This window comes from Chitinophagaceae bacterium (assembly GCA_007695095.1).
In the GTDB taxonomy this organism is placed as follows: Bacteria; Bacteroidota; Bacteroidia; order Chitinophagales; family REEL01; genus REEL01.
This window is the reverse complement of the sequence record REEL01000064.1, coordinates 1-25,249: the sequence shown is the minus strand read 5'-3', so window position 1 is coordinate 25,249 and position 25,249 is coordinate 1. Positions and strand designations below refer to the sequence as shown.

The window sequence follows — 25,249 nt, the reverse complement described above, 5'->3', positions numbered from 1 at the left end:
TTGGCACTGAGGGTCAGGCTTTCAAGCCTATTAATAAATGGTTTAAAGAAGCCGGGAAATCAGCCGGTTGTGTAACAACTACACGTATTACGCATGCAACTCCGGCCTCATTCGCCATTTCAGTTACAGAAAGATGGTTAGAGGATAAAATTGCAGAAAAATATTTAGAAGAAGCCTATGATGTAATGTTAGGAGGTGGTATTGAGCACTTCCTTGCAGATAAAAGAGAAGATGGCAGAGATATGGTTGCTGAATTTAAAAACAAAGGCTACCACTTTGTTCAGACAAAAGAAGAAATGATGGGCTTGCCTATGGATGATAAGCCAATCATGGGGGCGTTCACAGAATCCCATTTGCCATATACTTTGGATCATATAAATGATGAAGAGCTACTTACAAAGGTGCCTACATTAGCAGAACTCACAGATACTGCCATTCAAAAATTATCAAAAAATAAAAATGGTTTCATTCTTCAGGTCGAAGGTGGAAGAGTAGACCATGCTGCTCATTCAAATGATATTGGCGGTTTAATTTACGATCAGGTGGCTTTAGATGATGCAATTAAAGTAGCTGTGGATTTCGCAGAAAAAGATAAGGAAACTTTAGTTATTATCACTACAGATCATGGTAATGCCAGTCCGAGCTTAACCGGTTCAGGAAGGTCTTACAGCGAGTCAACTGAAGATTTTAAAAAGTTTCACAATTTCAAGCGCTCGAATACGGTCTTGATGGAAAAATTGAAAGAAAATAATTCATCTTCCTATATTAAAGAGTTGATTTCAGATGCAACCGGTATAGAACTTGATGCTAAAGAAATTGAAATTATTCAAAAAGCAACTTATGAGAGCTTTTATCAGGATGTTGTCAGAAATCAAAGGAGCCTGATTGTTGCCTTATCAGATGTAATTGGTAAGCATTTAGCGGTTACCTGGGCAAATACACACCACACAAGTGACTTTACAGAACTTGCAGCTATGGGTCCGGGAAGCGAACGTTTAGGTGGTTTTGTGCGAAACACCGAACTCTTCCAGCTAATGACTTCAGCTGCAGGCGTTGAAACGAATGTCCCTTCTTTTGCTGAGGCAACAGGATAGGATTTACTCTCTTTTGCTTTTTTATTTTGCCGGATTAAAGCTTAAAAGTTTAACTTTGAGGCTTTGAATAACTCCGGAAATATTGATTAATGAGCGAAAAGCAGGATGCCGTCAGACAATTATATAAAAGCCGTATTAAAGAATTAAACAAAGTTAATGATGGCTTATTAAACAAAGTTAACCTCTTGTCCTGGCTGAGACTAATTTTATTTGTCTCATTAATCATTTTTTTGTGGAGATTTACTAACCTAAGCTGGACTGTTTACCTTAGTATATCAGCTGTTTTAGCAGTTCTTTTTTTATATATCATAAAAATCCACGAACGTTTTAAAAGAAGAAACACTCATCAGGAAGTATTGCTAAAAATAAATAAAGAAGAACTCCGCTATCTGGATTTTGATTTTGGTCATGCTTATGATGGTGAAGAGTTCAAAAATGAGCATCATCCATACACAGATGATTTGGATATTTTTGGAAAAGGCTCTCTCTTTCAATATATAAACAGAACAGTTAAAAAGAGACCGGCTCGTTTTTTGGCAGATATACTTTCTAAAATTCCGGATAAAAAAACAGTTCCTCAAAGACAGGAAATGGTGAATGAATTAAGAGAAAATGTTGAATGGCGACAACACTTTCAGGCTCTGGGGCGCAATACAAATCAGAAAACCGGAGATATCAACAATTTGCTAAAATGGCTTGAAGAACCTTCTCCACTTAAATTTGGATTGTTTTTAAAAAGCTTGCTAATTCTGATGCCACTGATATCAGTTACTGTGCTGATTTTGAGCATCTTTTTTCTTCCGATTGCATGGATTTTAGCAGTGGTACTTTTGCAGTTGTCTATTATTAAAATTTATTCAAAATCTATTCAAAAAACACATGATGATACCGGTCAGGTTGTTCAAACTCTTCAGGAGTATATTGAGAGGATTTCTTTTGTAGAGAAAGCTAATTTTAAAAGTGAACACTTAAAAAAGATTCAGCAAGACTTTCTCGATACCAGCGGTACCGGTTCCGCTTCACTGCAAATAAACGGTTTAAGCCGGGTTTTAAATTTCTTTGATCTGAGACTTCATATGTTGCTAAATATAGCTTTTAACGGCTTGCTTTTGTGGGATCTGCAATGTTTATTTATGCTTAAACGCTGGAAAGAAAAAAACAGAAACAATCTCGCAAAATGGTTTGATGATATTGATTTTATTGAAGCTTTTGCATCATTGGGAACATTTGCCTACAATCATCCGGAGTTTACTTATCCGACTCTTTCTGAAGCTGATTTTCACTTGACATTCAAAGAGCTTTCACACCCTTTAATAGAAAGCAGTAAAAGAGTTTCAAACAGCGTTGAAGTATCCGGGAAAGGAAATATTCTGTTAATAACCGGCTCTAATATGGCAGGGAAAAGTACTTTTCTGCGTGCTGCCGGTATAAATATGGTTTTGGCCAATACAGGAGCTCCTGTTTGTGCTACAGAATTTGCTTATTCACCTTCTGAAATTTATACCAGCATGCGTATAAAAGATTCTCTCGAAAGTGAGACCTCAACTTTTTATGCTGAATTGAAGAGATTAAAAAGCATTTTAGAAAAACTAAAAGAGGGGAGACCGGTATTTATTCTTTTAGACGAAATACTAAAAGGTACCAACTCAAAAGATAAACTGACCGGCTCCAGAGCTTATATAGTTCAATTGTCAGAATCTTATGCTTACGGAATGGTAGCAACACATGACCTGGATCTGGGAGTTCTTGAGACAGCTTTGCCGGGTAAGGTTTTTAACTACTCATTTGAAGTTCAGATTAAAAATGACAGCTTTGAGTACGATTATAAATTAAAAAGAGGTGTCTGCAAAACCTTAAATGCAACAGAGCTAATGAAGCAAATGGGTATTAAAATCGAATAAAAAAAGCATCTTACTCTATCATTCCATCGTGTATAACTAACTTTCGGTCTGTTTTGTCAGCTAGATCAGGATTATGAGTGACTATTATGAAAGTCTGATTAAAGCTTTCCCGGAGTTCAAAAAATTGTTGATGAAGCATTTTTGCATTTTCCGAATCTAAGTTTCCGGAAGGTTCGTCGGCTAAAATTATAGACGGATTGTTTATTAAAGCTCTGGCAACGGCCACTCTTTGCTGCTCACCCCCTGAAAGTGCTGAAGGCTTATGATGCATTCTATCTTTCAAGCCGGCTAAGTCCAGGAGTTCTTCAGCTCTTTTTTCGGTAAGAGTTTTTGATTTACCCGCAATAAAAGCAGGTATACAAACATTTTCTATGGCTGTAAATTCCGGTAATAAATGGTGAAACTGAAAGATAAAACCGATCTCTTTATTCCTGAAGTTGGCCAGCTGCTTATTACTTAAATTAAAAACCTCCGTATCGTTGATTTTAAGACTGCCTGTATCCATTCTGTCAAGAGTGCCCAATATGTGCAATAAAGTTGATTTGCCGGCACCTGAGGCACCAACAATGGAAACTATTTCACCTTTCTCAACCACCAGGTTGATTCCTTTTAGAACTTCAAGCGAGCCATAGGCCTTTTTTATATTTTCAGCAACCAGCATTATTAAAATTTTAAAGTGAAACCATTGTTCAGGTTATAAATAAAATTGGTAACCGGAATAACGGGATTAGTATCATAGCTTCCCTGAAAAGTAGTAGTAAAAGAAAAGTTTTCTAAAATTTCAAATTCCAGTACATTATCCGTGTGAATCCTGCTTCTAAGCTCTTCATCAATACCGTCATATCCCCATTGAAAATAGACGATAGTTGTAAAGCTAACCCAATCAGTTATATGCATTTTTGTACTCAAATAATTCGTGTTTTTTAACATCCTTCTAATTACTACACCTTCCTCTAACGGATTATCCCATTCTTCAATTTCATACATTGCGCCAACTCCTGCCCAAACCGTAAACACATCTCCTTCAATAAACCGTAATCTCATACCACTCCCTACCAGATACCGATGATCTAAAAATCTTTGTAAATCATACTGATACTGGGCAAATAACTCATAACTTAAGGTATTTTCCTTGAAAAAATTAGCTCTAAAATGACTGTAAGCAGTGCTGATAAATGGAGATTCATTTATGGACAGATAACGAAGACTATTTAATAATAAATAAGCATGTTTGGGGCTGCTTAAAGTCAAATCAAGATTTGTTTTGAAAGAAAGCGAACGAACCGGTTCATCAGCTCTTGCTGTCCGGTTGTATATATTAAAACTCAAACCTGCATCAACTCCAAATCTAACAACAGTATCAGACTCTAACCTTATCTTTTCAACATTTAAAATCTGAGAAAGAGCAGAGTGGCCACTGAGTAAAAAAATAAGCATTACAAATATTGAAAAAAGCTTCAACTTCACCTTCATTCTAAAAAATTTTATCAAACATACGTAAATCAGTAGAATCCTGAAAAGGAACCTATGTTTATGTTGAAGTAATTCTGTTAAAAATAGTTTCCCGATTTTACTTTAAAAATTTAGAGATGTTATTTTAATGAGATTGCTATTTTAGAATCCGTATTTATCTCCTAAAGAGTTATATTTTTACCTTTTCTGCTTACAAATATTCGGTATGAAGAAACTTTATATTTGTCAAACAATTTTTTATGATTAAGTACTTACTTTTTTTCCTTCTGATTGCAAACTTTAAGGCTTATGCGGTTGATGAATACTCTAAAAGCTTAATGCAAAAAGGTCTTTCTGATTTGTATACAAACACTGAAGCAGCAGAGCAGAGTTTCAAAAAACTTGAAGTATATGCACTTTCTCGATTTGATTTTAACACTTTCGGGCAAGCTGTTTTTTATCAGGCTATCAATGATGAAGATTATTTTTCCTTTGGGGCTGACAAGGAAAAGCTTTACAGAAAAGCTATCGACATTTTTAAATTCTTAGATGATAAAGAATGGTTAAGTTACACTTATCTGAATTTTGCAGGGGTACTCAGAGAGGTTGGGGAATATATAAAGTCATTAGAATATCTGCAATTAACTCGCCGGATAGCCGAAGAAAGAAAAGACTATAATTTGCTTTTTTCTGTATATAATAATTTATCGCTTACTTATCAGGCTGCCTCAAACTACAATCAGGCTATCATAATGGCAAACAGATACGAAAAGCTTATAAAAGAGGTACAATCTGATAATCGCGAAGCTCTGGCTGAAGCCTTTCACAATAAAGCCGAAGCATATTCCGGTATGGGTCTTCTTGATAGTGCTTTATATTATCACAAAAAGATTTTTACACTAAGCTTAAGCGAATACATTTTAGGGGAATATTTAGCCAAAAAAGGGGATGTTTTTGCTAAAAAGCAGATGTATGATGAAGCGATAAAAACGATAAAACAATCACTGGAAATAAACAGAAAGCATAATAGAGACAGAGAAATGGTGAAAAATTACAGTAAGTTAGGTTTATATTATGCTTTAGCTGATTCTATTGATAAATCCACCATATTTTGGGATAGTTCGTATGTTTTGCTGAGTCAAATCGGAGATATTAATTTGTTGACAGAATATAAAAAGCAGAAGGTAGAACATTATAAAAACATTGGGGATGCAGAGCTAGCTATTGAATATTCGGATGCTTATTACATGATAAAAGATTCTTTAAAAAATGAAAAATCTGCACTTTTCATAGAAAATCTGGAAGAGAAATATCTTGAAGAAAAGCAAATAAATAAAAGGCTTCAAAATGAATTATTTACCTCTAAAGAACAATTAGCCGAGTCCCAAAAAAATCACCGGCTTTATCTGACGGGAGCTTTGATAATTTTAATTTTTACTATCGGATTATTTGTGGCGTCTTTTTATAAAAAAGAAAAAAAGACTTTTAAAATTAAAGCCTTAAAAGAAAAGGCTGAAGAGAAAAACAAACACTTGTCAGTCAGATTAAAATTATCCCGGGAACTACTCGAATATGTAAAATCAAAATTGAATGGGATAAACGCTTTTACCGAAAAGTTAAAAAAAGAAAAACCGGATTTATACCAGCAGATTATTCCTATTACGTCTGTTTATCAAGATTCTGTACAAAGCATCAGGCATAAGGATTGGTTTATTAATGATAAGTCTCTAACTGCTTTAGAATTTGTTGATTGTATACGTGACTTGAAAAATAGTACTGAGCAATTCACCGGCTTTAAGGTGAATTTCAGGGAAATTATAGCTGATAAAGATAAAAAGCTGGAGCCCATGACGGCGATTCAAATGCTGAGTGTTTTTCAAGAATTTATTTCAAATAGTGTGAAGCATTCGGGTGGCAATAAAATTGATATTTCTGTTGAACAACTAACCGATAGTAAGATAAATATTCAACTGAGTGATAATGGCATTGGATTTCATCCGGAAAAAATATCGGCCGGTCACGGATTAAGAGATATTGAAAGCCGATTGAGACAAATAAAAGCAAACTGGAATTGGAGCAGCATTCAGCAATATAAAGGAGCAACTTTGCACATCAATTTACACAATGTTTTTATTGAGTCGTAAAAGTTAACCAAACCACACTCCTTTTTAGCTAAAAATTACTCAAATGAAAAGACGCTCAAATCAACTATAATTATATTTTCTTGTTGCTTTCATATAGTGCATTCAATTAGTTTAAATATTGTAATTTTGCGAGCTTTCAAAACTATACAGATTAATAAAAACACGTTTTTTGTAATCAATATTTAAAAAGTGGTTAAAATAAAGTTTGTTAGAGTTAAGCGGAATATGCAGAAGAGTTTATGCATAGTTAATAGAAAAGATTAAAATTTTGACCAAATGAAGTACATTTCATTAAACCCGGCTACAGAAATAGTAATGTCTACTTATGCTACGCATAATGAGAAGCACATTATGTCTGTATTGAACAAGTCTGATGAAGCACAAAAACAGTGGAAGATATTGGTTCCTTCAGTCAGGGTAAAATATGTAGAAAGCCTTATACAATTACTGGAAGAAAGACAGGATGAATTTGCCGGTCTGATAACATCAGAAATGGGCAAGCCGATTGTTGATTCCAAGGCTGAAATATCTAAATGTATAACCTTATGCAAATATTATCAGGAAAAATTGAAGTGGCTTCTTAAGGAAGAAGTTATAAGCACAAGTGCTACAATGAGTTATGTTGCATTTGAACCTTTGGGTATAATATTGGAAATTATGCCCTGGAATTTTCCTTTTTGGCAAGTTTTCCGCAATGCAGTACCGGCCATTTTATCGGGGAATAGTGTATTATTAAAGCATGCACCTAATGTTCCTCAATGTGCCATAAGTATAGAAAAGCTGTTTCATGATGCCGGTTTTCCTGAGGGTTTATTTCAAAGTTTATTTCTGAATAATAAGCAAGCTGCAGGGCTAATAGCTGACAAAAGAGTTCAAATGGTTTGTCTTACCGGAAGTTCAAAAGCCGGTTCGGAAGTTGCATCAATAGCCGGGAAACATTTAAAAAAGCAGTTGCTGGAATTAGGTGGTTCTGACCCCATGATTATTACTGAAAAAGCAAATATTTCAAAAGCTGTTGAAATAGCCATAAAGTCAAGGCTGATGAATGCCGGTCAGAGTTGTATAGCCTCCAAGCGATTTATTATATCAAAAGCTGTTGAAAAGGCTTTTAAAGAAGCCATTTTAGATAAAGTGCAAAGTATAAAAATCGGTGACCCCCAACTGGAAGAAACTCAAATGGGACCGATGGCCAGAAATGATTTAAGAAAGCTTTTTCTAAAACAGATTGCATTGTCGCAAAAGAAAGGAGCTAACTTACTTTATGGTGGAAATAAAATAGGAAAAAAAGGTTTTTTTGTTGAACCGGTAGTGCTTTCAAATATTGCCCCGGGCATGCCGGCCTTTGATGAAGAAGTTTTTGGTCCGGCAATTTCATTTATGACTTATAAAGATGAAAAAGAAGCTGTATTTTTGGCTAATAATACAGTTTATGGCTTAGGTGCTTCTGTATGGACAGAAGATGAGGATGAAGCAAAACGTTATATAAGAAGTATAGAATCCGGAAATGTTTTTGTAAATTCACTCGTTAAATCTGATGTACGCCTTCCGTTTGGTGGAATTAAAAATTCAGGTTACGGGAGAGAGCTATCACACTATGGTATAAAAGAATTTTGTAATATTAAATCCGTTTGGATAGATTAAATAAATAAATAATGGGTTTCGAAGAAATTGTCTCTCTTTTAGTGTTTTTGATATTTATTTTATATCGTTTTTTTGCCGGTTCAAAGAACTTTGATAAGAATAAGCCGGGCAAAGGAAAACGCCCTGAGCCTCAGAGTGAAGAAAAGCAGTCTGATTTTGATGATATTTTTAAGGAGATTTTCGGTGAGCAGGAAACAGAAACTACCGTTGATGATAGACCTAAACCTGCTTCAAGACCGACTTCTCAACAAAGAAGACAGCAGTTTGAAGACGATAAATCCGCTAATAAGCCTGAAGACTTTGGTTCCTGGGCGAAAGAAGTTAAAGATGCTGAAGAAAAGTTAAAAGCTATTGAAAAAGATATGGCTGATGATTTCTTAAAGAAGCAGGAAAAAGATGTTTACAAAGTTGATGTCTACAGTACTGAAATTTCAGAAGAAAAACGAGAAGTAGTTGATCTAAGACAGGCCATAATTCATGAAGCAATTTTAAACAGACCTAAGTTCTAAAAATTCTTTGTGGATATCCAACAAATCATAGACTTTTGTGACTCATTACCCGAAACCGAACAGAGTTTCCCTTTTGACGAACAAAGCTTAGTGATTAAAGTAAACCATAAAATCTTTGCTATTCTTTCGCTTAATAGTGAACAGCCTTCCATTAACCTAAAGTGCAATTCGGAAATTATAGATGAGCTGAGAGCAGTTTATCCCTCGATTTTACCGGGCTATCATATGAATAAAAAGCATTGGAATACAGTAATGCTAGATGGCACTATTCAAGCTGATTATATACTCATTTTAATTTGCCACTCATACTTAATGGTTATAGAAAAAATGACTGTTAAAGACAAAACAAGAATTAAAAAAGCCCTGAATGAAGTAAATCAATTCAGGGCTGATATAAAAGTTTTATTAAAATAAAATCAAAGCACTTTATTTATTCCTAAAAGGTTTTCCGAGAATATTTTCAGCAGCTTCATCAGAAATACGTTTACCATCAAAATAAGGTACTATCCAGGCATCTCTAATACCCATTTTACGCATATCTTTTCTAAAGTTTTCAGCTTCAGGTAGTGCGGTAAAATATCCAATCACATATTTATTATAATTACCCTCATGCTCCGGTTTTACAAAAATAGCACCATTGAAATAATGATCTATATTGAATTTTTCAAAAGCACCTATTTGAATTTGAAAACTCAAGCCTTCAGGGAATAAATTAGGATCAATTGTTTCTTGCTTTATTCGCTGAGTTTCGGTTTTAATACTATCCACCATAGCTTCTTTTTGATTAAGCTCCTGCTCAAGATTTTGGATGTTGCTTGATTGCTCAGAGATTTGTTCCTGATAACCTTCAATTTTATCTCTAAACTCTAATGGATTCCTTCTGTATTCACGAGCCTGCTTTCTCCATTCTCGTCTTTCTTCTCTTTCAGCACGTCTTTCCTCTCTTCTTTCAGCACGAGTTTGGCTAAAGACATCTTCAAATACAAAAATGCTAATAAAGATGAAGGCAAAGATAAATGTCATATTTTTCATAAGAAATTGTTTTAAGTATAAAAAAGATATTATTGGTAGTTGTCACATTGCTTTATTTTAAATGATGGCAACTTCAAATGCAAAGGTAATAAATGTTTTAGCATAAGAAATGCTATTTATTCTACTTGTGCTAACGAAAATGTATCTTTTAGTATACAAAAAATGCTCTTAATTTTGAGGTTTTTATAAAAACCCGGAGGGTAAGTGTGGATAAAACAAAAAAAGCCCTGAAAAACAGGGCTTTTAAACTAAAAATGAGTTTTAATTAATTCTCTTCTATATTTTGTATAAATGGAACAGGGTTGATAAATGTACCGTTTTCGGATACTTTATACACAATACCATACTTTCCATCATTTCTTTTACCGGTATAGCCAATGGTTTCTCCTCTTTTTACCCGGTCACCATTGTTAACTTTCACATCTTGCAAAAACAAATAGTAAGTCATATAACCGTTTTGGTGATAAACAGAAACATAAGTTCCGTATCTGTCATCCTCACCGGACATTCTAATAATTCCATCTGCTGAAGATATAACGGGAACGCCGTATTTGGCATCTATAAGAATGCCTTTAATATCTTTAGCATCATCAAAATTTGAACTTACTTCTCCCAAAGTTGGCATACCTTGAGGGGAAGTATTGCCGCTATTTCCGGCATAAGCCTCTAAACTTACTAATATGGCAAAACTTAGTGCTAAACAGGATAATTTTATTTTTATACTCATTGTCATTTATTTAATTAAAGCAAATATATTTCGAATTTATGAGATTACATAACTTCTTAAGTAAAGATACTTTAGAATAAATATTGCTTTAAAAACTAAATTAGTGAGTAACTACTGTTCTGGCTACAACTCTTCCGTTGTTTAATTCCATGACGTTGCCATTGTCATCATATAGCTTACAGCTAAAAACAGCTTCAGTAATATAGGGGGTATAAGTATCAAAGTGATTAGAGTAATGATTAATTACTTCAAATGAACTTCCGGCTTGCATGCCTGATCCATTAGAGGTTGACCAAACTGTTCCGCTTGCGTCTTTATATTCAATTTCAACTCCGGAAGAACCGGCATTGCTGTTTCCAAAGTTATATTTCCCTTTTCTAAACATGTTTTTTATATCCTCATTTGAAGGCTCATCTAAAAAGCGCTCCATAAAATATACTGTTATATTCTGGCTTCCGTCAAATGCAACTTTTTGCTTTTCTAAAAAAGTACCAAATCCGTCAAGGCTTACACCTTTGCTGCCAAAAGTATTTCTATACCCGTCCTGCCCGTCTTTAAATTCTCTTTTCTTACCGTCAATACTGGCTTCTGCATAAAAAGGACTTGCCATAATAACGCCTCCGTTACCAATGCCTACATTGTTTTCGTCCCAATAATTGTCCTTATCACAAGAACTCATAGTAAAAAGCACAAAAGCAAAAAGAGTAAGGAATGAAAAGCGGGTTGAGTATAAATTTGTCATAAAATTTTATTTAATTATGTTTTCATACGCTTATTTCGGAAAAAGGTTACACTTTAACTGAAAAGAATTATTCTCAAAACAGCTTTTTCAGAATTAAAACATACTCCCGAAAAAAATCAATGAATGTTTTTATTTGAAAAGCTATATTTGCGTTAATAATCTAAAATTTAATGCACTTTTAAATGAAAGCATTCGGAATTATAGCATTTTGCTGTTTTGTTTTTCTTTTGCCTGCAAAAGCTTTGAATAATCAAAATACACCCGGAGTATATGAAAGTCCTAACGAGCAATTATATAAGCGATCTACATTCCAATCATTTTATCTGCCTATGCCTGACAGCGTTTTGTTAGCGGTGGATTTATATTTACCGAAAAATCTAAAAGAGGGAGAAAAAATTCCATTAATCTTACATTATACCAGATACACCCGATCAATTCAATTAAAATGGCCTTTTCGTTGGATTATTAATCCTTTTGTGCAACCCGGTTTGAAGGATGAAATAGATTTTTTTATACGAAATGGATATGCCTTTATGAATGTTGATACCAGAGGCTCCGGAGCTTCTTTTGGTTATAGAAAAATGGAATTCAGTAAAGAAGAAGTTAAAGATGGATATTATGTTATTGATTGGATTGCTCAGCAGCATTGGTCAAATGGAAAGGTCGGCACTATGGGAGTATCCTATCCCGGAACTACAGCAGAGCTATTATTGACAAATAATCATCCGGCTCTAAAAGCAGCTTTTTGCAGAAACAGTATTTTTGATTTGTATGAAGATATTGTTTTTCCGGGCGGCTTAAGACACAGCCCGTTTGTAGAAGTGTGGGGAGATTTTACCAGAAAATTAGATTTTAATGACTTTTCTCCATTCGGCAGAAGAGCGAATCGCTTTGTGAAAAGTATTAATCCGGTTGATGATGACAGGAGAGCTGTACTATTAAATATGGCTTTAGAGGAACATAAAGATAATACGGATATTTTTTCTGAATTGCTGAATATGCAATACCGTGATGATAATCCCTCTTTTGATACAAGTATAGTAATAGATGCCTATAGTGTGATGAATTATTTGCCACAAATAGAAAGAAGCGGAGCGGCTATTTATCGCTTAAGTGGTTATTTTGACGGGGCTTTGGCAAATTCTGCGGTAAAAGGGTATTTATCACTTTCAAATCCAGGTAAAATGATTTTAGGTCCCTGGCGACATGGCAGTCAGAAAAATAAAAGTCCGCACAGAAGCTCTTTAGAAATGGAGTTTGATGTGAAACAGGAAATGCTGCGGTTCTTTGATTATCATCTAAAAGGAATTGAAAATGGCATCATGGATGAACCACAAATCTACTATTATACCATGCGGGAAGAAAAGTGGAAATGGGCTGAAAGCTGGCCGCCGGAAAATACATTTTATACGAGTTGGCAATTTACTGCCGATAGTACTAACAGACATATTCATATGGATTCTAACGAACCGTCAATTTTGGATAAAGCAACCTATGAAATTGATTATACTGCTGCTTCCGGACTCGGTTCAAGGTGGAACAGCCTTACAGAGCTTTATATGTATGAACCAACCGGTTATCCGGACAGGCAAATTGAGAGTAACAAGTTGCTATATTTCGACAGCAATCCATTGGAGGAAAATAAGATTGTCACCGGACATGTTTTGTTGGACTTACATGTTTCAGTGGATGAAGAAGATGCTAATTTAATTATCTATCTGGAAGAGGTAGAGCCCGATGGAACCATTCATTATGTTACGGAAGGTCAGTTAAGGTTGTCTTTGCGCAAAACAAGAGATGAAAATTACTTTGCTTATACCAAGCCGGGATTTTACAGGACATATTATAAAGCTGATAAAAGACTTCTTGTTCCTTATAAGCCGGTAAGAATAGAAATGGATTTAATCCCGGTTTCTTATCAATTTGCAAAAGGAAATAAAATTAGAATTTCCATAGCGGGAGCAGATGCAGATCATTTTGATGATATTGAACCCCGTGCCGGAAATTTATTTTTGCACTTATGCAATCAATTTCCATCCAAGGTTTTATTACCTGTAGAAAAGTGATTTTTTTTAACAATCGACTATATAAAAATCAAACTTACTGTATCTTTGTGGCATGATGTACGATAATATAACACAAACAATCGGGAATACGCCTTTGGTTCGTTTAAAGAGAGTAATTGGTGATATTCCGGCAAAAGTATATGCAAAAGTAGAATCTTTTAATCCGGGGAATTCTATTAAAGACAGAATTGCTGTTACAATGATAGAAGAAGCTGAAAAAACAGGCAAATTAAAGCCCGGAGGCACTATTATTGAAGGAACTTCAGGAAATACCGGAATGGGACTTGCTTTGATAGCTATTGAAAAAGGTTATAAATGCATTTTTACAACTAACGATAAGCAGTCAAAAGAAAAAATAGATATTTTAAAGGCTGTGGGTGCTGAAGTAATCGTTTGTCCTACTGATGTAAGCGCGGATGATCCGAGATCATACTATTCGGTAGCGAAAAAAATCAGCGAAGAAACACCCAATTCCTTTTATGTAAATCAATATTTTAATGCGGCGAATCCGATAGCGCATTACAGAGGTACCGGACCTGAAATTTGGGAACAAACAAACGGAAAAGTTACACATTTGGTTGTTGGAGTTGGAACCGGTGGAACCATTTCAGGTACCGGAAAATATCTGAAAGAAAAAAATCCCAATATTAAAGTTTGGGGAATTGACACTTACGGCTCAGCTTTGAAAAAATATCATGAAACCGGAGAATTAGACGAAAAAGAAATTTACAGCTATATAACAGAGGGTATAGGCGAAGATATTATCCCTTCGGCAGTAGATTTTTCAGTAATCGATTATTTTGAAAAAGTAACTGATAAAGACGGGGCCTTAATGGCCAGAGAAATTACTAAGAAAGAAGGTATTTTCGTTGGTTATTCATGTGGGTCTGCAATGGCAGGACTTTTACAATTAAAAGATAAACTAACCAAAGATGATTTAGTCGTTGTGATTTTCCATGATCACGGAACCCGTTATGTAAATAAAGTTTACAATGACGAGTGGATGAGAAAAAATAAATTTCTGGATTAGAAAGTTTAGCGCTCTTTTAAAATATTGATCCCTTTGTCCGAAAAATCAAAATATACATTTACAGATCAGTTAGGCAGGGAAGTGGTATGTCATTCAACACCTAAGAGAATTATCTCTTTAGTACCTTCTCAAACTGAGTTGCTGGCTGATTTGGGTTTGGAAAATGAGATAGCCGGAATAACAAAATTTTGCGTACATCCTGAAACTGTTTTTCGGACAAAAACCCGCATAGGTGGCACTAAAAAGCTTAACTTTTCTCAAATTGAAAGCCTGAACCCCGACCTTATTTTAGCCAATAAAGAGGAAAATGTAAAGGAACAAGTCGAAAAATTAATGAAAGATTATCCAGTATGGATAAGTGATGTGAATGATGTAGACAGTGCATTAGAAATGATAAAAAAGCTGGGGGCTATTTGTGGAAAAGCGGATGAATCTTCTGAAATGGCAGCTAAAATTGAAAAGGGCTTTTTAGATTTAAAAGCAGGTCAAAAAATCAGTGTAGCTTATATTATTTGGCAAAACCCCTTAATGACGGTAGGCGGGGATACTTTTATACATGACATGCTGGAGAGAAGTGGGTTTGAAAATGTTTTTAAGCAAAAAAGAAGATATCCGGAAACAACGATAGAAGAGATTCAGTCATTAGAGCCTGATTTTGTGTTTTTATCCTCAGAACCATATCCTTTTAAAGAAAAACACAAAAAACAATTCCTTGAAAATGACTTAAAGGCAACTTTGGTAGATGGAGAGTTTTTTTCATGGTATGGAAGTCGAATGCTACAGGCAGTTCCATATTTCAAAGAACTGCAAAGCAGATTTTAAAAAATGTAATAGTTTTAGCCTCTGGCTTCTTCACCTTTTCTAAGCGCTCTTTTATACAGTCCGATCGTATTTTCAATCCCGTAATACAATGCATCAGAAACAAGGGCATGTCCAATAGAAACTTCTTCTAATGAAGGTAGCACAGATTTAAGAGCTGCCAGATTATACAGGTTTAAATCATGTCCTGCATTTAGTCTTAAATTACTGCCTTCCAGTCTTTTTTCAATTTCTTTAAAAGGAATCAATGAATTTGTCGGATTGATTTTATACTCTTCTGCAAAAGGACCGGTGTACAACTCAATTCTATCGATACCCAGCTTTAAGGCTGCTTCTATCTGTTTGGGGTCAACATTTACAAAAAGCGAAACCCGAATACCATTGAAATGCAAGCGATTATTTACTTCTTTCAGGAAATCAAAGTATTTGATAATATCCCAGCCGTTGTCGGAGGTTAATGCTTCCGGAGAATCAGGAACTAATGTGACCTGATGCGGTTTAAGCTTATCCATAATGGTTAAAAACTTTTCTGACGGATATCCTTCTATATTTAATTCTGTATTTACAACTGATGAAAGTATCTCTAAGTCGCTATATCGTATGTGGCGTTCATCCGGCCTGGGATGCACGGTAATGCCTTCTGCGCCAAAACGCTCACAATCTTCTGCAAATTTGAATATATCAGGATAATTTCCGCCTCTTGAATTTCGAATCAATGCTACTTTATTTATATTTACACTCAATTTGCAATACTTCATATCTATCAATTCCTTTATTTTAAAAAATAAAATCTTAATTTACTACTTGTTTAGAAAAAAATCTTACTTTGGTCGATTATTTAAAAACCTTTTTTGCAATTAAACTTAAATAAAAGTAGAAAATTAGCAAACAATAATCTAAAAAATCATTTAAAAGATTCCTATTATCGTGCTATGTAAGACTTTGATATATTTCTACTACTTTTTACTGTAATTTTACAATAAATAAAATAATCTATTTTTAAAAAATGAAAAGTTTAATAAAAATCTTTATCCTGGAGGATGATGTTTTTTACGCAAACTCTATTAAAACGATGCTTAGTAAAGATGATCGCTTTGAACTTACTATATTTCATAATCCGGTCGATTTTTTAAAGAATATTCATCTTTTACCGGATATAGTCACCTTAGACTACAATATGGAAGGTTTAAATGGTGTAGATGTATTAAAAAGAATTAAGCAGCTATCCCCTCAAACGCATCCTATTATCATATCCGGACAGCAAGATGTGTCAGTTGTTGTAAAATTATATGATTTAGGGGTAAAAGAGTATTTGCCAAAAGACCAACATACCTTTATAAAATTACAGCAATCCATTAAATCAATCGTTGAGCAAATCTCATCTTCGAGAGAATTGGAGGTACTAAAGGAGCGTTTAATTGAAAGAGAAAAGTACACAAAAATAATAGGGGAGAGCCCGGCAGTATTGAAATTGCTGAGACTCATTCAAAAGGTTGAGAAGACCGATTATCAGGTTTTGATTAATGGCGAAAGTGGTACAGGAAAAGAATTAGTTGCAGAGGCCATTCACTACCATTCTAACCGGAAAAAAAAGCCCTTTGTGAAAGTCAATATGGCAGCTATACCGGAAGAGCTTTTGGAAAGTGAGCTATTCGGGCATGAAAAAGGAGCTTTTACCGGTGCAGACTCGAGAAGAATCGGACGATTTGAAGAGGCTGATGAGGGAACCATTTTTTTAGATGAAATCGGAGAGCTGGATTTTACTTTACAGCCTAAATTGTTGAGAGTATTGCAAGAGCAAGTTGTTCAGCGATTGGGTGGTAACAGAGAAATAGAATTAAATGTACGGGTAATTGCTGCAACAAATAAAGATCTTCCAAAATTAGTTGAACAGGGTAAGTTCAGGGAAGATTTATATTATCGTCTTCAGGGATTTATGATTACCATACCCCCTTTGAGAGAAAGAGAAAATGATGTGCTAATATTGGCTAACCACTTTTTGAAAGACTTTTTAAGAAAACAGTTAGAAGACGAAAAAGTATTTTCAAAAGAAGCAAAAGCAAAGCTGCTTTCACATACCTGGCCGGGAAATATCAGAGAGTTAAAAACTGCAGTAGAAAGAAGTGTGTTGATGTCAGAAGGAAAAGAAATTAGTGATGAAGATGTTTTCTTTAACTAAAATTTAAGAAACATCTTTTAGTCGCTCAAGAATATTATACACAGCCGGACATACAGCTGAATTTTTAAGGGTTAGATTTTTAATTTTCAGCAAGGGTTTTTTATCCGTATGCGGATAGTGACGACATGCTTCCGGACGACTGTCATATATCAGGCATTTATTATCATCCCCCAAAAACACACAGGGAGTTTGCTGAAGAACATATTCATTGTCTTCGTCTAAAAACAAATAGGTTGCAATAAAGGACTTATCATTAAGATTAAATAGTTTGGAAATGCGTTTTATGTCCCGCTCTTTGAATACAGGGCTAATGGTTTTGCAGCAATTTGCACACTCCAGGCAATTCGTTTTTTCAAAAACCTCATCATGTATTTGAGGTACGATTTTCAAGAGTTTTTTGTTGGAGTTCTTTTTAAGGTTATTGAGAAATTTACGGTTTTCTTTTAGTTTTTTTGCTGCATGCTCTTTAATATTTTGAGAATTAACATTCAGATTTTCATTTTGCATGATCTTTCCATTTCAACTTTTCAATTCTGCGGATAGGGCCGGGACAATAGGATTGATGACAATCTATACAAGAAGCAACTATCAAATTATACAATTCAGGATTAAACTCACTACCCTTTTTCATTTTTTCTACAGACTCTATGGTTAAATCGATAAACTGCTCACTTTTTTCGTAAAACAAATCATCTCCCTGAGAAGGGTTGGTCAATTCAGCGTGAAAAATACCTTCCCAGGAAACCGGGAATTCCGGAACATCGCCGGCTTTTAAAGTAGCTTTCATTTTTTTCAAGTCAGCCTCCATGGCATGCATCAGAGCAGCCATCTGACTGGGTTCGTATAAGTCAAAAGGCATAGACTCCTCTGTTTTGGGAGCATCTTCCGTTTTCTTTTCCATTTCACTTTCACATGCTGTAATGTAAATTATAGAAAAAAGTAAAATTAAAATCAGACAAATATGTTTCATGATGAGAATTTATATTTATACGAAAAAAGGTTTAAAAACGGATGCCGGTAATCAGAATTCTTGCATACGTTCTCCTCTGTTACTGCCTTTTCCTGTCAGATTATTAAAAACAGAAACTATCAGAGATAAAATTAAGCTAAATAAAAGAGCCCACCAAAAATTAACAACATTGAAGTCGGGAACAATCCAGGCTGCCAGCATTATTACGAGGGCATTTATCACTAATAGAAACAGACCCAGTGTAAAAATCGTAATGGGAATAGTTAAAATAATTAAAATAGGTTTGACCACAGCATTTAAGATACTCAATACAGCAGCGACTATAATGGCATCTAAAAAGGAGTTTACATGTACACCCGGCAATATATAGGATGTGATTATAATAGCTATAGCTGCTAATAAAAGAGTCACGATAAAATTCAAAACTTGCATAGATAAAATTTTACACAAAGATAAATCATACGGCTTACTAAAAAAAATATCAAAACTTTTTTGTTAAATTAGCGTAGATATGCTATATTTACATAAAATAAATAACCATGAAAAAATTCTTATTTACATTCGCTATAGCGTCTATGTTCTCATTTAATGCGGCAATTGCTTGTGGCGGCGGTTCAAAAGCTGTTGCAGAAACTGAAAAAACGGAAGTTGCAAAAGCTTGTTCCGGAAAAGACAAAGCTGAAGCAAAAGCTTGTTGTGCCAGCAAAAGAGCGGCTAATGAAGCAGAAGCATCAACTGGAACAGAAGTAGCAGCTGCTGACGTTAAAAAAGATGAAGAATAGATAAACTATTTTTTTAAGATCTTTGAGAGGGCTGATACGAATAAAGTATCAGCCTTTTTTTATTTGGAGAAAGGTAGATTAATGGTGCTATTACTCTGCGTAGTGACTCCAGTTTGCTAAAAATAAAACTAAGTTTTGTCCATCTATTGCCGTTGGTTTTAGCCGGCGGGGCAGTATTAAGAGAAACTCGACTTTAGCCGCATTAATAGCCGGGGTGCTACTTCCACAACAATTCTACACAAAACCCTTCGATACATCGCTGCCTAAGGAAGATAAAGAATTCAGCAGAAAACAAAAAGTAGCTCAAATAAAACCGTTCTTTGAGAAAATGCTTATTTTTAATTTGTCATGCAAAAAGGTCTTTTTAGAAATATAACCGGCTTTGTCTTGTTAGCAAGGATGCTACGAACAGTGGGGTTACAAATCCGAAAGAGCTTTGGGAATCATATAAATTTTATGAACATTAAGTACAATATATACTATTTTTTATACTACATTATTTTCAAAAGATTTCAGTCAGACAGTTATTGGAATAAATTAGAAAAACATGATATTGCAACTGGAGCATCTACTGCATATTCACTTTTCTTGCTCATCTTAATATGGATGCCAATCAATATATTATTCATATATAAATCAAATTTTTTGATTCCATTGATTGGAAGTGAGGCTAATAACATTTTTGTATTTTTATTACCTGTTTTCCAAGTTCTATTTACAGTTTTTATAAATTATTTAATTTTTATTAAAAGAAAAACATACATCAGTATTGAAAGCTATTTTGATAATAAGTATAAATTAGGGGCATTTAGTTCTGGAATTTTAATAATTATATTTATTATTCTATGTCTTTCAGTTTTGTATTTATCTACACGGATATGATGGAGGCAACTTCCAGTGCTACTTTCACAACAATTCTACACAAGACTCTTCGGTAGCTCTCTGCCTAAGGCAGATAAAGAAACCAGTAGAAAACAAAAAGTAGCTCAAATTAAAACCGTTCTTTGAAAAAATGCTTATTTTTAATTCGTTAAATGTCATTGATGCCTTGGGTAGAGTTTCTTTTGAACACAAGTACGACCTCAAACCCGTAACCGGGGAAGGTGAAGAAGAACAGGGAGCAAATGTCTTGTGGACAGAACATATTGATAGTGGGGAAAAAACTATAATAGTTGACGCAATGTTCCGCCCGGTTGAAAGCAGAGATCAAAAACAAGCTTTGACACTAAATGAGTATGATGAACTCAATCGTTTGATTAAGTTCTGGGCGAGAGACAATAATAATGAGTCTGTAACACTCAGACAAAAGTTTATATATGGAGATGCAAGTAATAGTAATCTTTCAAACCCGGAAAACACCAATCATATCGGGCAATTATACCAACAGTTTGAAGATGCAGGATTGATTGTTTTTGATGCCTATGATTTCAAAGGGAATGTGCTGGAGAGAAATCGACAGGTCATAGCAGATAGTGAATTGACTCAAAACGAATCGTTTAAGGTAAACTGGGAAGGAAGCGGGAATCAATTGGATGCAAAAGTGTATCTTTCTTCTATCCGTTATGATGCATTAAACAGGATTAAAACGTATCTTTACCCTGAAGATGATGATGACAAACGTAAAGAATTAACACCGGCTTACAACCGTGCCGGTGCATTGCAATCTGTAAAGTTAAAAGACGATATAGCATCATCGAACATTACCGAATTTGTAAAACACATTGCTTACAATGCTAAAGGGCAGCGATTGTTAATAGCTTACGGCAATAAAATGATGACAAGATATACATACAATCCATATACCTTCCGCTTGAAAAGACAGCAGACTGAAAGATACCAATTCAGTCAGCAGGCTAACGAGCATCTTTACGAAACGGATGGGAACATATTACAAAACCATGCTTATGATTATGATCTTGTTGGTAACATAGTTTCTATCATACACAAAGAAAATGACAGCGGTTATGGCGGTACACCGGATAAGCTGGAAAGGGATTTTACCTACGATGCATTGTACCGCTTAAATACGGCTACAGGCAGGGAATGTAATGATGTAGTTGTACCACCTTGGGATGATAAGCCCAAATGTACTGACTCCAACAATCGCAGAGGTTATACACAAAATTATATGTATGACAAAATGGGTAATATCCTTGAATTGCAGCATGTAGCTAATGGAGGCAGTTTTACCCGGACATTTAACTATGCTACCGGAAAAAACATGTTGGATAACGTAGAGATCGGTTCTAATACCTACACTTTTGATTTTGATGATAGCGGAAATCAAATACAGGAAAACGCTTCACGCTTTTTTGAGTGGGATTATGCAGACCAGTTGAAGTTTTTCAAGATAGATGATGGCAGTACAGTAAGCATTGCAGAACATTATCTTTATGATGCAGGTGGACAGAGAATTAAAAAATATACGCGAAATCAGCAGGGAGAGGTAGAAGTTACAGTCTATATAGATGAAATTTTTGAACACCGGTATAAAAAAGACAGCAACGATAACGTTACAGCAGAAAACAATGAGTTGCATATCCTTGACGACACGGCACGAATAGCAACATTACGGGTAGGGAATCCGTTTAGTGGAGATACAACACCAGAATTGGTTTATAATCTTGAAGATCATCTCGGTTCTTCTGTTATGCGGTTAAATGACACAAACGGAAGCAAAATAGACAAAGAAGAATATTATCCATTCGGAGAAAGCAGCCTGCATAGTTTTTCTAAGAAACGTTACCGCTTCTGTGGCAAAGAAAAAGATGAACATAGCGGGCTGTATTATTATGGAGCGAGGTATTATAGTGCGTGGATGTGTAGGTTTGTGAGTGTAGATCCATTGGCTTTCGAACAACCGGGAATGACACCCTATCATTACACGAGTAATAACCCAATAAATAGAATTGATCCGGATGGGATGCAGGATGAAGGGGAAAATGGAGGAGATAACTTAAAAGCTGGAGATACCATATTGGGGGAAGATGGAAATATGCATGAGTTATCTTTTGATACAGTTGAAATTATAGAAAGTAAAAATGTAACAGGAAATAACCCTCCATTTAATACCGAAATTTTAAATGATGCCATAACTGAATCAAGAGAAATTTATAATCTCCGCCATGAACTTACTCTTCAAATTATTAGTGAATTAGATTTACCAGATACTTTCACTACTTACCCAGGAAGTATTTATGATTATAGTCAGGAAGATTTTTTAGCAACTTATCGAATAGTATTTTCTATTACTGATATTTCAGATTTAACAGATAATAATGTTGAAACAACTTTTGAGGAATTGCTTATAAATTTTACTGTTGATCAGATAAAGTCACATATTATAGAAAAAATAATCGATTCAGCTTCTCTTATGAGATATGTAAATGTTCTTAGTTATGTTTTGCAACCAACACAATTGGGTAAAAGTGATTATAATACTTTTCGAGAAAAAATTATTCAAAAAGCTTTATTCAAATACTTTTTAAATGAAGCAGTTAATGATGATGAAATTAAAGAAAGTATTATGTTTCCAAGGTTGAAAGAATCTGAAGTAGATAATACTCGTAATTCAATTAATATATTTGTCCCAAGACAAACAACATTTAAATTTAGATAATGAAAAACAATTTTATAGCATTTTTAATTTTAAGTCTTTTTATTAGTAGTTGCAAGGATACTGCTAAAATGCCAAGTACTGTTATGGAAGGTAATATAATGTATGGTGATGTAGTAGAAATTTGCCGTCCAAACAATCTTAAAAAAGGTGATATAATAATTTTCAATAATTATTGTGAGGGGGCTAATTGGATTTATCGAATAATTGCAGAGTCTGGTGACAGGCTACTTATTCAAGATGATAAAGTTTTTGTAAATGATAATCCTGTTGAAATCTCAAATTTAAAATTTAAATATTATGCAACTTTCAGTTCACATAAACCACCGCCTGGTTTGGATACTTTAGAACATACTTATTCAAGGCTTGCTAATATGTACTTTCTTTATTTAACAGAAAGTCAATTAAAAGAAGTGAAAAAAATTAATACACTTGAGCAAATTGAAAGGGTAAGTTATAAGCATGAGAGAATATTACCGGGTGATTCTACTTGGACAATACAAGATTATGGCCCAATTTATATTCCTGAAATAGGTGATACGATTAGCGGTTTATACAGTTTATTGGGCAGGTTTGATTTTTCATTATATAGCTTATTTAAGTGCGGAAAATTGAATACAAAAATATTAGAAGAAAAAGTTTATTTTGTTTTAGGTGATAACCGTCATAACTCAGTGGACTCAAGATTTATAGGTTTTATTCCCGAAAGTGCTATTAGTGGAAAAGTATGTAAAGATTAGCCCTGCTACTTCCACAACGATTCTGCACAAAAGCCTTCGATGTACCGAAGCCAGTAGAATATAAAAAAAGTAGCTCAAACAAAACCGTTCTTTGAAAAAATGCTTATTTTTAATTCGTCATGCAAAAATGTCTTTTTAGAAATATAACGGCTTCCTACCCCCCAGCCTTCACAGACACCCTCCAAAACCAAGATGAACGCCTCGGTTATCAATTTAAAGATGACGGCAATCATCCCGAAGGCTGGTATGTACCCGGCAGTAAAACCAAATACGATTTTCATAAAAACCCGGATACAGCTAAGGGCTTGGTACTGGAAACCAAAGACACCTTTGACAATCGCAGCACCATAGAATACGATGAATATGATTTGTTGCCGGTGAAAGCTCGACAATGGATTTTTGAAGCAGTTGAAGTAGAAGATGAAGATGTATATTTAGAGACGATTGCCGAATATGACTACCGTATTTTACAAGCCAAGATGATTACCGACCCCAACGGCAACAGAAGTGTCTTTGCTTTTTCACCTTTGGGATTGATGACAAAGAGCGGGGTGATAGGCAAAGAAGGTGCCGTAGAAGGCGATATCATAGACGAGCAAAGCCAGCAATGGAAGCCCTCGGTAGAAATGGAATACGACTTTATGGCATTTAAAAACCACGGACAGCCTGTCTGGGTAAAGACCATACAGAGAGAACAACACTACACAGATGAAACCAACTCACCGGAGATTATCAAAGTAGAATATACCGACGGATTCGGACGTTTGTTACAGACAAGAATACAGGCAGAAGACGTGATTTTCGGAAAAACAAAAACAGACAGGCAATTTGGCAACAGCAACCTGCCCCAAAAGCAGGAAGACCCTAACGAGGATGCCATTGGCGTGGAAAGAGGCCCTTCAGATAAAATGAACGTAGTCGTCAGTGGCTGGCAGGTGTACGACAATAAAGGACAGGTCATTAAACAATACGAACCCTATTTTGACAAGGGCTTTACCTTTGAAGCTGCCAAAAATGAGCATAAGTTCCGCAAGCTTAGGATGTACTACGACCCACGGGGGCAGGTAGTACGCACCAAAAACCCTGACGGCAGTGAGCAAAGAGTAATTTTTGGTATCCCGGATGATTTGACAAAGTTGCCAACAACCACTTACCTCTTACAAAACAAAATAACCCCTACGCCCTGGGAAAGCTACACCTACGATGCCAATGATTTAGCAAAAGAAACCCACGGAGAAAACCACAATGTACCGGATGATCACCACTACACCCCATCATCTGTCGTAATGGATGCCTTGGGCAGAACCATCAAAACCACAGAACATCAGGCACATATAAAGCCAAATGAAGAAAAGGAAGATGTGGTGATGAAGTACGAGTATGATATACGCGGAAATCTTCTGAAAGTAACCGATGCACTTGGAAGAGTAGCTTTCCACCACAAATATGACCTCAAGCCCGTAACCGGTGAAGGTGAGGAAGAACAGGGAGCCAATGTCTTGTGGACAAAACATATTGACAGCGGGGAGAAAACAGCTATCTTTGATGCGGCGTTTAAACCCATTGAAATGCAGGATGAAAGAGGAGCAAAAGTATTGAATGCCTATGATCAATTAAGCAGGTTAATAAAGCTGTGGGCAAAAGACAATGCTTCAGCCGGTTTTACTTTGCGTGAAAAACTCATTTACGGTGACGATACCGAAAACGGGCCTGCCAACCCTATGGCTACCAACCACCTCGGGCAGCTTTACCCGCCCTCGCTCGCGTCTCGCGAGTGTGAGTGTTTCGCTGCATCTTGCAGCATT

Annotated in this window: 24 protein-coding genes; 15 read left to right on the top strand and 9 right to left on the bottom strand. The window is 35.2% G+C overall.

Features of this window, described 5'->3' with window-relative positions; all coding sequences use genetic code 11:
• Together EA412_02070 and EA412_02065 are read left to right on the top strand one after the other, a co-directional pair.
• The coding region (locus tag EA412_02070; protein ID TVR82126.1) for an alkaline phosphatase at nt 1-1,094 on the top strand (1,094 nt) is incomplete at its 5' end.
• Nucleotides 1,095-1,183: 89 nt separating this feature from the next.
• On the top strand, nt 1,184-2,995 hold the full coding sequence (locus tag EA412_02065; GenBank protein ID TVR82125.1) for a hypothetical protein: 1,812 nt from the start codon (nt 1,184-1,186) through the stop codon (nt 2,993-2,995).
• Nucleotides 2,996-3,005: 10 nt separating this feature from the next.
• Here EA412_02065 and EA412_02060 read toward each other — a convergent pair whose 3' ends face one another.
• Nucleotides 3,006-3,656 (bottom strand): ABC transporter ATP-binding protein, encoded by a 651-nt coding sequence (locus EA412_02060; protein ID TVR82124.1) that lies wholly within the window; start codon nt 3,654-3,656, stop codon nt 3,006-3,008.
• Nucleotides 3,657-3,658: 2 nt separating this feature from the next.
• A complete protein-coding gene (locus EA412_02055; GenBank protein ID TVR82123.1) occupies nt 3,659-4,468 on the bottom strand; it encodes a DUF481 domain-containing protein in 810 nt (269 codons plus the stop codon).
• Nucleotides 4,469-4,707: 239 nt separating this feature from the next.
• Between EA412_02055 and EA412_02050 the strand changes: the two genes are divergently transcribed.
• From EA412_02050 to EA412_02035, 4 genes are all read left to right on the top strand, one after another.
• On the top strand, nt 4,708-6,591 hold the full coding sequence (locus EA412_02050) for a hypothetical protein (protein ID TVR82122.1): 1,884 nt from the start codon (nt 4,708-4,710) through the stop codon (nt 6,589-6,591).
• Nucleotides 6,592-6,867: 276 nt separating this feature from the next.
• Complete coding sequence (locus tag EA412_02045) at nt 6,868-8,232, top strand: NAD-dependent succinate-semialdehyde dehydrogenase (protein TVR82121.1); 1,365 nt, start codon at nt 6,868-6,870, stop codon at nt 8,230-8,232.
• A gap of 11 nt (nt 8,233-8,243) precedes the next feature.
• Nucleotides 8,244-8,741 (top strand): hypothetical protein, encoded by a 498-nt coding sequence (locus tag EA412_02040; protein TVR82120.1) that lies wholly within the window; start codon nt 8,244-8,246, stop codon nt 8,739-8,741.
• Nucleotides 8,742-8,750: 9 nt separating this feature from the next.
• On the top strand, nt 8,751-9,155 hold the full coding sequence (locus EA412_02035; GenBank protein ID TVR82119.1) for an MmcQ/YjbR family DNA-binding protein: 405 nt from the start codon (nt 8,751-8,753) through the stop codon (nt 9,153-9,155).
• Nucleotides 9,156-9,167: 12 nt separating this feature from the next.
• Here EA412_02035 and EA412_02030 read toward each other — a convergent pair whose 3' ends face one another.
• From EA412_02030 to EA412_02020, 3 genes are all read right to left on the bottom strand, one after another.
• Nucleotides 9,168-9,773, bottom strand: a complete 606-nt coding sequence (locus EA412_02030) for a hypothetical protein (protein ID TVR82118.1) — start codon at nt 9,771-9,773, stop codon at nt 9,168-9,170.
• Between the two features lie 265 nt (nt 9,774-10,038).
• Complete coding sequence (locus EA412_02025) at nt 10,039-10,506, bottom strand: M23 family metallopeptidase (GenBank protein ID TVR82117.1); 468 nt, start codon at nt 10,504-10,506, stop codon at nt 10,039-10,041.
• Between the two features lie 94 nt (nt 10,507-10,600).
• A complete protein-coding gene (locus EA412_02020; GenBank protein TVR82116.1) occupies nt 10,601-11,179 on the bottom strand; it encodes a hypothetical protein in 579 nt (192 codons plus the stop codon).
• Between the two features lie 245 nt (nt 11,180-11,424).
• Here EA412_02020 and EA412_02015 point away from each other — a divergent pair, with 245 nt between their 5' ends.
• From EA412_02015 to EA412_02005, 3 genes are read left to right on the top strand one after another with little or no spacing between them, the layout of a single operon-like run.
• Complete coding sequence (locus EA412_02015) at nt 11,425-13,308, top strand: CocE/NonD family hydrolase (protein ID TVR82115.1); 1,884 nt, start codon at nt 11,425-11,427, stop codon at nt 13,306-13,308.
• 52 nt (nt 13,309-13,360) lie between these two features.
• Complete coding sequence (locus tag EA412_02010) at nt 13,361-14,338, top strand: pyridoxal-phosphate dependent enzyme (GenBank protein ID TVR82114.1); 978 nt, start codon at nt 13,361-13,363, stop codon at nt 14,336-14,338.
• 33 nt (nt 14,339-14,371) lie between these two features.
• A complete protein-coding gene (locus EA412_02005) occupies nt 14,372-15,160 on the top strand; it encodes a cobalamin-binding protein (protein TVR82113.1) in 789 nt (262 codons plus the stop codon).
• Between the two features lie 14 nt (nt 15,161-15,174).
• On the opposite strand, the gene EA412_02000 is transcribed toward EA412_02005, so the two are convergent.
• Nucleotides 15,175-15,915 (bottom strand): pyridoxine 5'-phosphate synthase, encoded by a 741-nt coding sequence (locus EA412_02000; GenBank protein TVR82112.1) that lies wholly within the window; start codon nt 15,913-15,915, stop codon nt 15,175-15,177.
• Between the two features lie 248 nt (nt 15,916-16,163).
• Here EA412_02000 and EA412_01995 point away from each other — a divergent pair, with 248 nt between their 5' ends.
• Nucleotides 16,164-17,336 carry a sigma-54-dependent Fis family transcriptional regulator gene (locus EA412_01995; GenBank protein ID TVR82111.1) on the top strand — a complete coding sequence of 391 codons (1,173 nt, stop codon included), beginning with the start codon at nt 16,164-16,166 and terminating at the stop codon, nt 17,334-17,336.
• Nucleotides 17,337-17,339: 3 nt separating this feature from the next.
• Here EA412_01995 and EA412_01990 read toward each other — a convergent pair whose 3' ends face one another.
• The 3 genes from EA412_01990 to EA412_01980 are packed head-to-tail and all read right to left on the bottom strand — an operon-like array spanning nt 17,340 to nt 18,738.
• Nucleotides 17,340-17,843: a YkgJ family cysteine cluster protein gene (locus EA412_01990; protein TVR82110.1), complete on the bottom strand. Its 504-nt coding sequence runs from the start codon at nt 17,841-17,843 to the stop codon at nt 17,340-17,342.
• Nucleotides 17,833-18,306: a hypothetical protein gene (locus tag EA412_01985; GenBank protein TVR82109.1), complete on the bottom strand. Its 474-nt coding sequence runs from the start codon at nt 18,304-18,306 to the stop codon at nt 17,833-17,835. Before EA412_01985 ends, EA412_01990 begins: the two co-directional genes overlap by 11 nt.
• A 51-nt stretch (nt 18,307-18,357) precedes the next feature.
• A complete protein-coding gene (locus EA412_01980; GenBank protein TVR82108.1) occupies nt 18,358-18,738 on the bottom strand; it encodes a phage holin family protein in 381 nt (126 codons plus the stop codon).
• A 143-nt stretch (nt 18,739-18,881) separates the two neighbouring features.
• On the opposite strand from EA412_01980, the gene EA412_01975 reads away from it, so the two are divergent.
• The 5 genes from EA412_01975 to EA412_01955 all read left to right on the top strand — a co-directional run.
• Entirely contained in the window at nt 18,882-19,088 is a 207-nt protein-coding gene (locus EA412_01975) for a hypothetical protein (protein TVR82107.1), read from the top strand.
• A 348-nt stretch (nt 19,089-19,436) separates the two neighbouring features.
• A complete protein-coding gene (locus tag EA412_01970; protein ID TVR82106.1) occupies nt 19,437-19,970 on the top strand; it encodes a hypothetical protein in 534 nt (177 codons plus the stop codon).
• A gap of 130 nt (nt 19,971-20,100) precedes the next feature.
• Entirely contained in the window at nt 20,101-22,707 is a 2,607-nt protein-coding gene (locus tag EA412_01965; GenBank protein ID TVR82105.1) for a hypothetical protein, read from the top strand.
• Nucleotides 22,707-23,444 (top strand): hypothetical protein, encoded by a 738-nt coding sequence (locus EA412_01960; GenBank protein ID TVR82104.1) that lies wholly within the window; start codon nt 22,707-22,709, stop codon nt 23,442-23,444. Before EA412_01965 ends, EA412_01960 begins: the two co-directional genes overlap by 1 nt.
• A 119-nt stretch (nt 23,445-23,563) precedes the next feature.
• A partial coding sequence (locus EA412_01955; GenBank protein ID TVR82103.1) for a hypothetical protein occupies nt 23,564-25,249 on the top strand: 1,686 nt, incomplete at its 3' end.